Consider the following 14,352-nt stretch of genomic DNA (forward strand, 5'->3'; position numbering starts at 1 on the left):
CATGACGATCTCAATAGCCGACGCCACGTCCCACGAGGCCAACCGCGCAGCCATGGACACCGGCGTCCGTCCCCAGGACGACCTCTACCGACACGTGAACGGTTCCTGGCTCGCCTCCCACACCATTCCCGCGGACCGCGGGCGGGACGGCACCTTCCACCTGCTCCACGACCAGGCCGAGCAGGATGTCCGCACGATCATCACCGAGGCCGCGAGCGTTCCCGCCGACGACCCAGCCGCCGACGAAGCCGCGAAGATAGCCGCCGTCTTCTCCTCCTTCATGGGAGGCGAGCGGATCGAGGCGCTGGGCACGAACCCGTTGGCGCCGGACCTCGAGCCGGTGACCGCGGCGCACACCCGCGAACAACTCACCCGTGCCCTGGGTACGCTGCAGCGCACCGGGGTGGGCGGCGGCGTCGGGCTGTTCGTCGAGAACGACGCCGACGACCCGACCCGCTACGTCGTCTACCTCACCCAGTCCGGGCTCGGTCTGCCCGACGAGGCCTACTACCGCGATGACGCCCACGCGCAGGTGCGCACGGCCTACGTGGCGCACGTCGCCGCGATGCTGGCCCTGGCCGGCGTGGTCACCGAGGCGGAGGCTCACGGTGCCGCCGAGCGCATCATGGCACTGGAGACGAAGCTCGCGGCCGGCCACTGGGACAACGTACGCAGCAGGGACGCCCACGCCACGCACAACCCGAGCACCCTGGCCGCCCTCGCCGAGCAGGCACCCGGCTTCGACTGGGCTCTCTGGGCCGGCGCCCTCGGCGCCCCGGAGGGGGCGATGACGAACCTGATCGTGCGCCAGCCCTCCTACCTGGCGGCGTTCGCGCAGGCCTGGGCCACCGAGGACGTCGACCTGTGGCGGCTGTGGCTGACCTGGCGGGTGATCCGGTCCCGGGCGGCGTACCTGCCGGAGGCGTTCGTCGAGGAGAACTTCGACTTCTACGGACGGACCCTCACCGGCGCCCAGGAGGTCCGCGAGCGGTGGAAGCGGGGCGTCTCCCTGGTCGAGGGGGTGCTCGGTGAGGCGATCGGCAAGATCTACGTCTCCCGCCATTTCCCGCCGTCCCACAAGGACGCCATGGACACCCTGGTGGCGGACCTCATCGAGGCGTACCGGCGTTCGATCACGGACCTGGACTGGATGAGCCCGGCCACGCGCGAGCGGGCGCTGGCCAAACTGGACGCCTTCACGCCCAAGATCGGCTACCCGGCGAAGTGGCGGGACTACTCCGACCTCGTCGTGGACGAGACGGACCTGATCGGCAACGTCCGGGCCGCGAGCGCGTTCGAGACGGACTACGAGCTCGGCAAGATCGGCAAGCCGATCGACCGGGACGAGTGGTTCATGCCGCCGCAGATGGTGAACGCCTACTACAACCCCGCGATGAACGAGATCGTGTTCCCGGCGGCCATCCTGCAGCCGCCGTTCTTCGATGCCGACGCCGACGCCGCGACCAACTACGGTGCCATCGGTGCGGTCATCGGCCACGAGATCGGGCACGGCTTCGACGACCAGGGCAGCCGCTACGACGGCGAGGGTCGTCTGCACGACTGGTGGGAGGCGAGCGACCGCGAGGAGTTCGAGAAGCGCACCAAGGTCCTCATCGACCAGTACGGCGCCATCTCCCCCGCGCAGCTCAACGGCTCGCACCATGTCAACGGCGCCCTGACCATCGGGGAGAACATCGGAGACATCGGCGGCCTCGGCATCGCCATCAAGGCCTACCGGATCGCCCTCGAGCGGCAGGGCCGGACCGAGGGTGAGGTCATCGACGGGGAGAGCGACCTGGAGCGGCTGTTCTTCTCGTGGGCGCGCGGCTGGCGTCTGAAGGCCCGCGACGAGGAGATGATCCGGCTGCTGTCGATCGACCCGCACTCCCCCGACGAGGTCCGCTGCAACGCGGTGGTGCGCAACATCGACGAGTTCCACACGACGTTCGGGGTGCGCCCCGGAGACGGGATGTGGCTCGAGGAGTCCGAGCGCGTCCGGATCTGGTGAGCATCTGGTAGGCCGAGGAGCGGCCCCGGGTCCCCCCACGGGCCCGGGGCCGCTGCGGTGCGCCGTCGCCGGCGCGCCGTAGCCGCCGGCTCAGCCGGCGGTGATCACCGGGAGCCCGGCGGTTCGCCAGGCAGTGAAGCCACCGGTCACGTAGCTGGTCCGGGCGATCCCGACGGCGTCGAGCCCGGCCGCGAGCTCGGCCGCCAGGGTGCCGTCCTGGGTGAGCAGGATCGCGTCCGTGCCGCGCCCGCTGTGCACGAGCCAGGTGGGCAGTTCCCGCGGCTCGATCGTGACGGCGCCGAGATCCGGGTGGATCGCTCCGGATCCGGCCCGGTCATCCGCCGGGCGCAGGTCGACCACCACGGCGCGCGAGTGGAGCGCGTCCTGATAGGCGGCGCGGGCGCTCACGGCCTGCTCGACGGTGGTGCGGGTCGGGACGGCGTTGAGGACGATGTCCCAGGTAGTGCCGGTGGTGATGGCCATGTGCTGGCTCCAGGGTGTTCAAGGGTGGTCGGATGTGTTGGGGGCGCGCTCAGGCGCAGCAACACATCAGACATGCCCGCATGACGCGGGTCCGCACTCCGTTCACCATGGGTGACAGCCAAACAGGTCGAGCCGTCCGTGACGACCGTCGGGCGGCACATCTCACAGGTTGAGACGAGCGTCGGCCGAGCCGTGCGGCATCAGCGCCTCAGGTCGGGTGTCCGGTGGCGAGGGCGCCGATGGCGACGAACAGGGCAAGGGCGAGGTAGACCAGGTTCAACGTCAGGTGTTTCGGGTCGCGCAGCCGGACGTGCAGAAGGGCGGCGCCCGCCATGACGGTGGCCAGCCCGAGCGCCGCGACCGGCACCAGGGCCGGGGCGATACCGGTCACGGCGGGAAGGATCAGACCGAGGGCGCCGAGGATCTCGACGACGCCGATGACCTTGACCAGGCCCGGGCTCACGTGGCTGACCCACTCAGACAGCGGAGCCTTGGACAGCGTTTCGTATGGGATCAGCACCTTGTTGGCGCCGGCGAACAGGAACAACAGGGCGAGCAGTCCGGCGACGATCCAGAGGGCGACGTTCATGGTTCTCCACCTCGTCTCGGTCAGGACGGGCCGGTGCGGCCCGTGAACACCTCTGACCGACTGCGCGGCTCAGACCTGACACCCGGAGGTGATCCGGTGCCGCTCAACTCTCGGCGCGTGTTGCATCCTCGAGGTTCTCGAGCTCACGGATCAGCGCATCGCCGGCGGCATCGGCTGCGACGGCCGCGCCCAGGGTCCGCGCCGCCCTGGCGAAGGCCGGGTCGGAGAGCACCCGGTTGATCGCACGGGCGATCACCGGCGTCGAGGAGTCCCGCGAGATCGTGATCCCTGCGCCGCGGGCCGTGATCCGCACCGCGTTGTCCGCCTGGTCACGCCCGTGCGGGAGCACCACGGTGGGCAACCCGGCGGCCAGTGCCTTGATCACGGTCCCGTGGCCGCCGTGGGTCACGACGGCGGCCGCCACCGGGAACACCTGGGCGTGCGGTGCGGCGGCCACAACGCGCACGTTCGGGGAGGCGTGGATCAGCGCTGGGTCGAGTGCCGGTCCGGTGGTCACCAGGCCGCGCACCGACAGCGTCCCGAGGGCATCGGTGACGCGTTGCAGGCACCCGGTCTGATCCTGGAACGTCGAGGACATCGCGACCAGGACGAGGGGCTCTTCGCCGGGTGGCGGGGTCCGGTCCCCGCCGGCCCACGGTGGGTCGTCGAGCACCGGACCGACGTATCGGACGTTGGCCGGGACGGTGGCCGGGAAGTCGAACTCCGGGCTGGTCATGACCAGTTCGCGGCGGGCGCGGTGGACCTGGTCCCAGATCGTGGCTACCGGGGCGAGTCCGTGCGCGGCGCGCGCCGCGTTGACCCGGTCCAGGCCGTAGCGTCCGAGCAGCCGGGTGCTCATCGCGTTCACGGCCCTGTCGCGCAGCAGTCCCGGGCGACCGGTGGCGGGCCGCAGGCCGAGCCCCATCGGTGGCATCCCCGGCGCCGGCATCGTGTAGACGTTCGGCAGCAGCACGTCGAACGGCACCCCCTCGGCCTCGGCGCCGATCATCGCCCCGAGGGCGGTGAAGGACGCGAGCACGAGGTCCGGCCGATCCGCCTCGATGGCGGCCGCCACGTCGCGGGCCTGGCCGGACGCGGGGCCGGCGATCATGTGGTCGGCCATGCCACGGGCGAGGGCGAGGGGATCGCTGGTCTCCCAGTCCCGGTAGGCGGTGTGCGCGACGCTACGGTCGGGCCGGTTCGGCGCGTGCCGCCAGGGCACGAACGTGGCCCCGGTGGCCGCCACGTCGGCGGCCATGGAGTCCTCTCCGAGCACCCGCACCCGATGGCCACGCCCGATCAGCCGCCGCGCGACGCCGAGTTCGGGCGGAACTGTGCCGCCCCCGTCGACGAGGGCGAACAGATAGGCGAGCGGCACGGGAGTCTCCTGTCGGGTGCGGGCTTGACCGGACCGCCACGACCCTACCGACGACCTCAGTACTGGCCGAACCTCAGTACTGGCCGAACCTCAGTACTGGCTGGAGCCGCCCCGGGCGATCGTCACGCCGTGCCCGGTGCTGATCGCCACGCACGTGACGCCGTCGGTCTCGCTCGTGCAGAGGAAGTCGCCGACGACGGTGCTGGCGCCGTAGGCGAGGTCCGGCAGGTCGGACGGCGCCTCGGTGGGCGCCTCGGCGCCGCAGATCGGGTCCGCGCTCTCGGCGGTGACCCGCCAGTAGTGGCCGGCGATCGCCGGGTCGCAGTCCTCGACGGCCGGAGGTGTGAAGGTGATGTCACCGATCATGCAGGTGGCGTTGTCGTCCTCGATCTGGCACCAGATGTTGCGGCTCGGCGACGAGAACGCGGCGACGTCCAGTGCATCCTCCGGCACGGTGACGGCGGGTGCCTGCGTGGTGGGTTCGGTGTCGCCCGTTGCCCCGGACTCACCGTCGGTTGCACCGGTCGACGAGCCGTCGGTGCCACCGTCCGTTCCCGAGTCACCACGCGGGTGGGTGACCAGCATCACGACGAGGATCCCGATGAGGATGACGTCGATGACGATGAGCGCGATCGCCCAGCCGCCGAGCGCACGTTGTTTCGCCATCACTTCCTCCTCCAGAACCGGCACCGGTACCGCCATCGCGGCCCTGGGAACTCCCATACGGTACGCGGTCCGCGCGGGTGCTCGCGATCCCCGGCCCTTCGGCGAGGGCCGGGGACGCCGGCGAGCTCATCGGCGTCAGTCGAAGATCGGGCCCTGCTTGCGGGTGCGCTTGATCTCGTAGAAGCCCGGGTAGGAGGCCACCGTGACCACGCCGTCCCAGAGCCGGCCGGCCTCCTCGCCCTTGGGCGCTGGGGTGATCACCGGACCGAAGAACGCGGTGCCGTTGAACGCGACGACCGGCGTGCCGACGTCCTCACCCACCAGGGAGATCCCCTCGGCGTGGGAGGCCCGCAACGACTCGTCGAACTCGTCGGAGTCCTCGAACCGGATCAGGTCCGCGGGCAGGCCGACCTCGGCGAGTGCCTCGACCAGCACGTTGTGGCGGTCCTTGCCACGCCCGCCCGGGTGGAACCGGGTCCCGATCGCGTCGTAGAGCGGCTTGACGACCTCCTCGCCGTGCAGCTCGCGCGCGGCGTTGATCACGCGGACCGGTCCCCAGGACTTGTCGAGCAGCTCGCGGTAGCCGGGGTCGAGATCGCGGTCCTCGTTCAGCACGGACAGGCTCATGATGTGCCAGCGCACCGTGATGTCGCGGACCTTCTCCACCTCGCTGATCCAGCGTGAGGTCATCCAGGCCCAGGGGCAGGCCGGGTCGAACCAGAAGTCGGCGACGTCCTTGGCGGTCTCACGGGTCGTGCTGGCGGCTGTCTCGGTTGCGGTGCTCACGGTTCTCCTTCGGACGGGGTTCAGCGGGGTACTCGCTCTCAGCGTTGGCGGCAACACCGGCCCCTGCCGTGGCATTCCGGGGTGAGGTGCCGTCTCGCTCAGTGGTCGTCGGCACACCGGTCACGATCGGCCCGGCGCCGACGCGGTGCACCCGGCCCCACTAATCGGTTTCCGGCCGGGCCGGCGGAAGTGGCAGGATCGCACCACGGCCCACCCGGCCCACCATCACCGTCGATACCACCAGCTCGTCGATCAAGGAGTCACGTCCGTGCCCGGAGAGAACCTCACCCGCGTCGAGGCCCAGGAGCGCGCCGCGCTGCTGAGCGTGTCCAGCTACGAGGTCGAGATCGACCTCACCCGCGGTGCCGAGGTGTTCGGCTCCGCGACCACGGTCCGCTTCACCGCCACCGCGGGCGCGTCCACGTTCATCGACCTCATCGCGCCCGTGGTGCGCGAGGTCGTGCTCAACGGAGTTGCGCTGGACCCGGTGGAGGTGTTCGCCGACTCCCGGATCACCCTGACCGGCCTGGCCGCCGAGAACGAGCTGCGCGTCGTCGCCGACGGCGCCTATATGAACACCGGCGAGGGCCTGCACCGGTTCGTCGACCCCGTCGACGACGAGGTCTACCTGTACTCACAGTTCGAGGTCGCCGACACCCGGCGCATGTTCGCCGTGTTCGAGCAGCCCGACCTGAAGGCGACGTTCCAGTTCACGGTGACTGCGCCGTCGGGCTGGCAGGTGGTCTCCAACTCGCCGACCCCCACCGCCACGGGTGACGGCGCGAGCGCCACGTGGGTGTTCGCCCCGACCGGAGTGCTGCCGTGCTACGTCACCGCCCTGGTGGCGGGCCCCTACCACCGGGTCGACGGCGAACTAACCTCGAGCGACGGCCGCACCATCCCGCTCGGTGTCCTCTGCCGCGCCTCCCTGGCACAGCACCTGGACGCCGAGAACATCATGGACATCACCCGGGCCGGATTCACGTTCTACGAGAACGCGTTCGAGGTCCCGTACCCGTTCGAGAAGTACGACCAGCTGTTCGTGCCCGAGTTCAACGCCGGTGCGATGGAGAACGCCGGCGCGGTCACGTTCGTGGAGACGTACGTGTTCCGCTCCAAGGTGCCCGAGGCGACCGTCGAGCGGCGCGCCGTGACGATCCTGCACGAGCTGGCCCACATGTGGTTCGGCGACCTGGTGACCATGCGGTGGTGGAACGACCTGTGGCTGAACGAGTCCTTCGCCGAGTACGCCTCGACGCTCGCCACTGCCGAGGCGACCCGGTGGACGCAGGCATGGACGACGTTCTCCTCGCTGGAGAAGTCGTGGGCGTACCGGCAGGACCAGCTGCCTTCCACGCACCCGATCGTCGCGGAGATCAACGACCTCGAGGACGTCGAGGTGAACTTCGACGGCATCACCTACGCCAAGGGTGCCTCGGTGCTGAAGCAGCTCGTGGCGTGGGTCGGCCAGGACGACTTCCTGGCCGGGGTCCGGGAGTACTTCCGCAAGCACGCCCGGTCCAACACCGAGTTGAAGGACCTGCTCACCGAGCTCGAGGCCACCAGCGGCCGGGACCTGACCGCCTGGTCGAAGCTGTGGCTCGAGGAGGCCGGCGTGACGCTGCTGCGGCCCGAGCTCGAGGTGGACTCCCAGGGCCGGATCACCTCGTTCGTGATCACCCAGGAGGCGCCGGAGACGAACCCGGTGCTGCGGCCGCACCGGATCGCCGTCGGCGGCTACGACGTCGACGCCACCGGTGCCCTGGTGCGCACTCATCGCGTCGAGCTCGACATCGACGGCGCGGCGACGCCGGTGCCAGGATTCGTTGGCATCGACCGACCGCAGCTGGTCCTGGTCAACGACGACGACCTCGCCTATGCCAAGGTGCGCCTCGACGAGGCCTCCCTGGCCACCGCCGTCGAGCACCTGCGCGACTTCACCGACTCGCTGCCGCGCAGCCTGGTGCTGGCGGCCGCCTGGGACATGACGCGGGACGGCGAGTGGCCGGCGAGCCGGTTCATCGATCTGGTCACGGCGAACATCGGCGCCGAGACGGATTCGACCGTGGTGCTGGTGCTGCTTCGCCAGCTCGCCACGAGCATCGAGTACTACACCGACCCGGCCGCGCGTGAGCGGGTAGCAGCAGGCGCCGCGGACGCACTCTGGGCGCTCGCCGCGGCGGCCGAGGCAGGGTCCGACTCGCAGCTGCAGTTCGTCAAGGCGTTCGCCGCACGCGCCACCACCGACGCCCAGATCGAGACCCTGGGCGGTCTGCTCGCCGGCGACGTCGCCCTGGCCGGGCTGGCCATCGATACCGACCTGCGCTGGAGCCTCCTGAACGGGCTCACTGCCGGCGGCGCCGCGAGCGAGGCCGAGATCGCGGCCGAGCTCGAGCGGGACTCGACCGCGGCCGGCCAGCGGGCCGCGGCGGCGGCCCGGGCGGCGATCCCGACGGCGCAGGCCAAGGAGGCCGCGTGGGCCGCGGTCGTCGACGGCGACGAGTTGCCGAACGCCGTGCAGGCGGCGGTCATCGAGGGCTTCGGTCGGGCCCGCGACCGGGCCCTGGTGGCCCCGTTCTGCGACCGCTACTTCGACAGCCTCGAGAGGGTCTGGACCGAGCGCACGAACGAGATCGCGCAGAACATCGTGGTCGGGCTCTACCCGGCGCAGCTGGCGGACATCGACACCTCCACCGGCGTCGACGTGCTCGCCCGTACCGATGAGTTCCTCGCCCGACTGGGCGAGCGCACCCCCTCGTTGCGCCGCCTCGTGGTGGAGTCCCGGGACGCGGTGCGCCGCGCCCTGGCGGCCCAGGCGGTCGACCGCGCCGCTCGCTGAGGCGGGTCCCAGGTCCACCGATGACCGGTTCGTCCTACCTGCGCGGCATGGATCTCTCGCATCTCGGCACGCCGATCGGGCCGATGACCCGCGTGCATGGCGGGTTCGCCAACCGGATGTATCGGCTGGACACCGACCAAGGGTCCTTCGCGGTGAAGGAGCTCAACCTGCTCGACCGCCGCCGGGCCTACCGGGCCGGCGATGTGTTCAGGTTCGAACAGGCTGCCTTCGCCGCCGGCATCCCGATGCCGGAGCCGATCTCGGCAAGCGACCAGGTGCTCATCCATCGGTGGGTCGACGGAGAGAGGGTGCCCGAAGCACCGGCCTCGGCGTCGTCCGCGTTCGAGATCGGTGAGATTCTCGCCCGCATCCACGCGCTCGGCATCGAGTGGACCGATCGGCCGGTCGAGGACCCGACCCCACGAGACTGGCCACAGCTCGCCGAGCGGGCGGCCGCGACCGGGCAACCGTGGGCCGGCGAACTCGCCTCACAGGTCGGGACGTTCCTCGCCGTCGCCCACTTCGTCGACACCTGCGAACGGCCGGGCCCGGTCGTACTGACCCATCGGGACATCCAGCCGTGGAACCTGCTTTCTCGAGGCGGCCGGCCGGTGGTGCTCGACTGGGAGCTCTCGGGAATGCTGGATCTGGCGGGTGAGCTGGGCTCGACCGCGCTGGGCCTCTCGAAGGGACCTGGCTTCGACGACATCGAGCCCACCATCTTCCGTTCGGTCCTCGACGGCTATGTCGCAGGGGGCGGCGCGTTGCCGCCGTCCGGTCCGAGCTGGTTCCTGTTCACGATCGCCGGCTGGCTGGGACACACGAGGTGGAACATCCTCCGTTGCCTGGCCGACGTCGAGGCGAGCACCGGCCCAGACCTCGCGCTGTCGCATGAGGTCGTGCGCGACGGCCTGCGCGGCCTGCCCGACATGTTCGGCCGACTTCCGGAGCTCGAGGCGCTGCTCGGGTGAGCGTGACCCGCGCCGGTGCGGATGAACCGGGCGACGCTGGCGGAGTCCCTCGACTCACCGAGTCAGACCGGTACAGGCCCCGCGGGACCGGCCTCGGCGAGCGAACAACTGTCCTCATGCCGCCCTCAGACCGGCGCCCGCAGTTCGTCGTTCCCGAGGTTGCGGCGGAAGAAGTCGACCATGACCGGCGCGTACCCCGCGAACGGCGGGCACACCAGGCCGTTGCGGGCAAGGTGCCGGGTGGCCTCGGTGGTGTCGTAGCGCACCGGGTGGCTCAGGAACACCAGGGACTCGGACCCGGTGCCGCCGAGACGGCGCCGGACCGGGCGCAGCCTCAGCGCCGCGCGCATCAACGGGTCCGGGACGGCCGGCCCGCGGGGGTCCCGGCCGGTGAGCTCCCGGGACAGCAGCCGCACGAACTCGGCGGTCGTCAACGGGTCCGGATCGGCCAGGTGCACCTCGCCCGCCGACCGTGTGGACGCTGAGGGCCGCGGACCCGGTGTCCAAGGTGATCACCGGGGCAGACCGGGCTGCGTCCGCCGTCGCCGACGGCCTGCGGCGACGACGTGGTGACGAGCTGCCCGGCGGCCACACCGGCGCATTCGGCGACGTGCACGGTGAAGCCGTCCCCGCCCAGTTGACCGTGTCGATGCCCAGGTCACCAGCACGGCGCGTCCGACACCACGAACGCATTCGGGTGCACAGGAGGATCCCGCCGATCGGGGCGATCACCTCGACCTCGCTCGCGGTGGGGATCGATCGCCACCCCGGGACCGACGATCGCCTCGGAGAACACCCGGTCGGGACCTCGGCAAGCGCGAGGGCCCGGCCGGGCAGCGGCGCGAGGACCGGCACCGCCGGCGGCACACCGGGTCCTGATCGGTGGTGGCTGCCTTCGGGGCTCAAGCTGCTCGCGCGGGCTTACCCGATGGGAACCGATCGCCAGGGTCCGTTCGCCGCGCCCGGTTCCTGGTTCCGGTTCCACCACTGCGCCCGGTAGAGCTGACCCTGGTACACCACCAGTTCGTCGCCGGTGTAGATCCAGGAAGGCGTCCACCGGGTCCCCACCTGGTCACCGATGGCGATCTCCTCGCCAACCTCGGCCCAAGGCCCGGTCGGATCCCCGGGCTGCCTGCCCTGCGTCCACCACTGGGCCTCGTACACGCTGCCCGCGTGCGTGACCCGCTCGTGGCCGGTGTAGGCGGTGTCCGGGTCCCATTGGTGCGGCCAGGTCACCACCGTCACGGGTACGGAGGGTTCCGACTCTCCGGCGGCGTTCAGCGCCCGGACAACGTAGGTGTACTCGGTGTCCGGCTCGGCCGTGCGGTCGTAGAAGGTGTCGACCTTCGCGGTGCCCACCTCGACGAGATCCGCACCCTCGCTGGAGCGATAGATCACATGCTGGCTCGCGCCGCCGTGCGAGGTCCAGGTCAGCCCGACGAACGTGTCGCCCACCCGGGTCACTGTCAGGTCGTCGAGCCGTTGCGCGAGAGGCATCTCGACGCGGATCTGTGCGCTCCGGTCGGACTCGCCCAGTTCGTTGCTCGCGGACACGGCGTAGCTGTAGCCGGTCGCGGACGCACTGAGCGCATCGTCGCTGTACGCCGGCGACGTGGTCGTGCCGATGCGCTCGAAGGTGCTGTCGCCGTCGGCCACGCGGTACACGTGGTACGAATCGGCGTTCGGTGCCGGCGCCCAGGTCAGGGCGAACGCCGTGGCGGTCACGGTGCCAGCCGCGAGGCCCTCGGGCGTGCCCGCCGGCTCCAGCACCGGGCCGGTTGTCACCGTGGCGGCCGCCGAACGGTCAGAGACCCCGCCCGAGGACGTCGCCGACACGGCGTACCGGTACGTGGTTCCCGGCTCGACCGCCTCGTCCACGAACGCCGAGGCACCCACGGAGCCCAGCGCCGCGAAGTCGCCGTCGGTCGCGGCGCGATACACCGTGTAGCCCAGCACCCCCTCGACCTCGGCCCAGGTCAACTCGACCGAGTAACTGTGTGCCACCGGCTCGGGTGCCGCCGGCACCGCGGGGATGGGCACGGCGGGATCGTAGGCGACCACGTCGACCGGGGTCGAGTGGACCGACTCGCCGCCGGCGTTCACGGCCGACACGGCGTACTGGTACCCGATCCCGAACTCCATCGCCTCGTCACCGAACGCGGTCGTCGAGGCCGCGCCGATCACCCGCCAGTTCGGGTCGAGCGACGACGAGCGGTAGACGAGGTAGGAACTCGCCTCGGGGACGGGGTCCCAGGTCAGCGCCGCGCCTCCCTCGACGGACACGGTGGCCGCGAGGCGCGCGGGAGCCTCGCCCGGCGCCTGGACGCCGTCGGCTGTCGGCGCCACGAGGACGAAGTAGTTCATGCTCGAGCCACCGTTGTTCGGCCCCATCACCACGTGGGAGCCGGCCGGGAGGGTCTGCCGATAGACCTCCCAGTCAACCGGCTGCGAGTCGGTGATGATCAGCCCGGTCTCCTCGAAGGCCGACGTCAACCACTCCGGCTTCGTGGAGATGCGGGTGTCGTGGGCGACGTACACGTCGGTGTCCGCGGTGAGGTAGAACGAGACCACGTCGTCGTTCGTCGCGCCGCGGCTGCCCACCGCCGAGCGGATCCACTCCAGGCCGAGCAGTTCGTCTGGGACAGCCTCGAACGTGTAGGCGTTGCTGCCGGTCATCCGGTCGCCGGCCACGAAGTCGCCGAGCCGGAGGTCCTCCTGCACCGACCAGAAGGCGGCGTTCGCCTGCCCGTTGCTGGTCGTGTCGTTGATCACGACGCTGCGGAGCAGTTCCCCGTCGAGGACCGGCCGGATCTCGGGCTCGGGCTCTGGTGCCACGGGCGGCTCGAACGGATCGGCAGTCCAGGGCAGCAGAGTCATCGGGTAGTCGGCCGGGAATCCCGGCGCGGCAAGCTCGTTCAGGTACTCCTCGAGGTTCGTGTAGCCGTCGCCATCGGTGTCACCGTTGCGGTCCGCGGCATCGGTCGGGTCGAGCCCGTTGCCCCGCTCCCACGCGTCCGGCATGCCGTCCCGATCCGTGTCGGTCGGGACGTCGCCGCCGGCGAGGACCGGGTAGCCGCCGACGTCGTTCTCGTCGCCGATGATCGCTCCGGTCTGGTTGCGCACGTCGCGTATCACCCGGGTGTCCACGGCATCACGCACCAACGAGGCACCAGCATGGGCCAGGACGTACTCATAGGCCTGGTCCGGCCCCTGCGTATGCACCGGGGGGTACTCGAACCGCTGGTCGACCACCACGCTCGGGCGCTCCGGCTCGAGTATGCCGGCGCCGGCATCGACCCCGTCCAGGATGCCGTCGGTGTCACTGTCGATCCGGTTGTTCTGGAGGAAGACGCTGTAGTTCTCGTTCCCGCGGGTCACCGCATCCTCCGGTGAGGCGGAGTTCACGCCGGCGATGAAGTAGTTTCCGACCACGTTGCCGAAGCCCAGCGTCCCCGACTCGCCGCCGGCCACGTACGGGTCGGAACCCCAGTTGTAGATGACATTGTTGACGAAGTCGATCTGCCCCTTCGTCTTCGGGTTCCGGTCGTTGTTGTGGGCGTACAGGTTGTGGTGCATGGAGATCGTGTTCATCTCGATGAGACCGCCCATGGAGTGCGTCAGGAGCCCCTCGGAGATGATGGACCACTGCACCGTGATCTCCATCGACTCCGGGTTGTCGTAGTCCTTGCTCTTGATCGAGAGGACCTCGTCGGTGCCCCAGGAGAACGACGAATGGTCGATCATCACCCGTTGGCAGTCCTCGAAGTACATCGTGTCGTCCTGGACGCCCGCGCCGGCGCCCAGCCGAAAGCGTAGATACCGGATCACGATGTCGTGACTGTCGATGAATCGGATGTTCCCGCCCCACACGGTCACGCCGTCTCCCGGAGCGGTCTGACCGGCGATGGTGATGTACGCCTTGTCCCGCAGCACGATCTGCGGGATCTCCAGGTCGCCCGAGATATCGAAGACGACCGTACGCGGCGTCGCACCGGCGGTGGTCAGGGCGTCATGGAACGTGCCGGGGCCGGTCAGCTCGTGGCTGGTCACGTGATAGACCTCGCCGCCTCGGCCGCCTGCGGCGGCGTAGCCGAAGCCCTCGGCGCCCGGGAACGCGGGAAGCTCGGCGTAGTCCGCCCGCGCCGGTGGCGCCGTGAGCGCGAGGACCGACAGAAGCAGTGTCAGACAAAGAGCCGCCCGGGACCATGCCCCGGGCACATGGGCATGTTGATTATTGCGAAGATTCACGGTACCTCGTCATACCTCTCCCCCGTGTCAGCGATGATGCCGACAGAACGGGCATGGAATTCGCTTCCCGGCGGACACTAGCGATGACTCAATTCGGCTGTCAACGCCTGGACAGCGATTTCTCAGAAACCGGTATACCAGGGCCCTTGGACGGATCACAGCCGGTTCAAACCCAAGATTTTCGTTGGAATCACGCGGCTGAAAGCGCTCTCTCGCGGTCGCAAGCGCCGGGATGTCTTGACGCCAAAGCGCGGCACGTGTTTGGGTAGGAGCAACCGGTTCCCATCACAAGGACTTGTGGAAGTGGGTTCGGCTGCGCTGGTATTGAAACGAATCAATCGCCGGCTCATCGTGATATATCCACGTGCCCTCGCACGTGTGTCG

The 14,352-nt window shown here is 70.0% G+C and carries 10 protein-coding genes; 3 read left to right on the forward strand and 7 right to left on the reverse strand.

All coding sequences use genetic code 11. The annotated features are described in order from the left end of the window. The first annotated feature begins 1 nt into the window (after window position 1). The gene (locus HALOF300_RS16360) at window positions 2-2,008 is read left to right on the forward strand and encodes a M13 family metallopeptidase (RefSeq protein ID WP_156741994.1); all 2,007 of its coding nucleotides are present in this window, start codon (window positions 2-4) and stop codon (window positions 2,006-2,008) included. A 90-nt stretch (window positions 2,009-2,098) separates the two neighbouring features. On the opposite strand, the gene HALOF300_RS16365 is transcribed toward HALOF300_RS16360, so the two are convergent. The 5 genes from HALOF300_RS16365 to HALOF300_RS16385 all read right to left on the reverse strand — a co-directional run bounded on the left by HALOF300_RS16365 (window position 2,099) and on the right by HALOF300_RS16385 (window position 5,910). Continuing rightward, window positions 2,099-2,491 carry a rhodanese-like domain-containing protein gene (locus tag HALOF300_RS16365; protein ID WP_156741995.1) on the reverse strand — a complete coding sequence of 131 codons (393 nt, stop codon included), beginning with the start codon at window positions 2,489-2,491 and terminating at the stop codon, window positions 2,099-2,101. Window positions 2,492-2,699: 208 nt separating this feature from the next. Further along, window positions 2,700-3,080, reverse strand: a complete 381-nt coding sequence (locus HALOF300_RS16370) for a DoxX family protein (protein ID WP_156741996.1) — start codon at window positions 3,078-3,080, stop codon at window positions 2,700-2,702. Between the two features lie 103 nt (window positions 3,081-3,183). Beyond that, window positions 3,184-4,458: a glycosyltransferase gene (locus HALOF300_RS16375; RefSeq protein ID WP_156741997.1), complete on the reverse strand. Its 1,275-nt coding sequence runs from the start codon at window positions 4,456-4,458 to the stop codon at window positions 3,184-3,186. Between the two features lie 90 nt (window positions 4,459-4,548). Beyond that, window positions 4,549-5,124, reverse strand: a complete 576-nt coding sequence (locus HALOF300_RS16380; RefSeq protein ID WP_156741998.1) for a hypothetical protein — start codon at window positions 5,122-5,124, stop codon at window positions 4,549-4,551. Window positions 5,125-5,259: 135 nt separating this feature from the next. Continuing rightward, the gene (locus HALOF300_RS16385; protein WP_269455300.1) at window positions 5,260-5,910 is read right to left on the reverse strand and encodes a mycothiol-dependent nitroreductase Rv2466c family protein; all 651 of its coding nucleotides are present in this window, start codon (window positions 5,908-5,910) and stop codon (window positions 5,260-5,262) included. 268 nt (window positions 5,911-6,178) lie between these two features. Between HALOF300_RS16385 and pepN the strand changes: the two genes are divergently transcribed. Next, window positions 6,179-8,749 carry an aminopeptidase N gene (pepN, locus tag HALOF300_RS16390; RefSeq protein WP_156742000.1) on the forward strand — a complete coding sequence of 857 codons (2,571 nt, stop codon included), beginning with the start codon at window positions 6,179-6,181 and terminating at the stop codon, window positions 8,747-8,749. A 20-nt stretch (window positions 8,750-8,769) separates the two neighbouring features. After that, the gene (locus tag HALOF300_RS16395; protein ID WP_231955472.1) at window positions 8,770-9,720 is read left to right on the forward strand and encodes a phosphotransferase family protein; all 951 of its coding nucleotides are present in this window, start codon (window positions 8,770-8,772) and stop codon (window positions 9,718-9,720) included. A 125-nt stretch (window positions 9,721-9,845) separates the two neighbouring features. Here HALOF300_RS16395 and HALOF300_RS16400 read toward each other — a convergent pair whose 3' ends face one another. Together HALOF300_RS16400 and HALOF300_RS16405 are read right to left on the reverse strand one after the other, a co-directional pair. Further along, window positions 9,846-10,178, reverse strand: coding sequence for a hypothetical protein (locus tag HALOF300_RS16400; protein WP_156742001.1), 333 nt, complete (start codon window positions 10,176-10,178; stop codon window positions 9,846-9,848). Window positions 10,179-10,641: 463 nt separating this feature from the next. Next, the gene (locus HALOF300_RS16405; RefSeq protein WP_156742002.1) at window positions 10,642-13,938 is read right to left on the reverse strand and encodes a carbohydrate-binding protein; all 3,297 of its coding nucleotides are present in this window, start codon (window positions 13,936-13,938) and stop codon (window positions 10,642-10,644) included. Window positions 13,939-14,352: the final 414 nt, after the last annotated feature.

This window comes from Occultella aeris, from assembly GCF_902703175.1.
Classification (GTDB): domain Bacteria; phylum Actinomycetota; class Actinomycetes; order Actinomycetales; family Beutenbergiaceae; genus Occultella; species Occultella aeris.

Coding starts and splice junctions, on each gene's coding strand:
- HALOF300_RS16365 (WP_156741995.1), bottom strand. CDS start 2,491: ATGGCCATCACCACCGGCACTACCTGGGACATCGTCCTCAACGCCGTC.
- HALOF300_RS16370 (WP_156741996.1), bottom strand. CDS start 3,080: ATGAACGTCGCCCTCTGGATCGTCGCCGGACTGCTCGCCCTGTTGTTC.
- HALOF300_RS16380 (WP_156741998.1), bottom strand. CDS start 5,124: ATGGCGAAACAACGTGCGCTCGGCGGCTGGGCGATCGCGCTCATCGTC.
- HALOF300_RS16360 (WP_156741994.1), top strand. CDS start 2: ATGACGATCTCAATAGCCGACGCCACGTCCCACGAGGCCAACCGCGCA.
- HALOF300_RS16395 (WP_231955472.1), top strand. CDS start 8,770: ATGACCGGTTCGTCCTACCTGCGCGGCATGGATCTCTCGCATCTCGGC.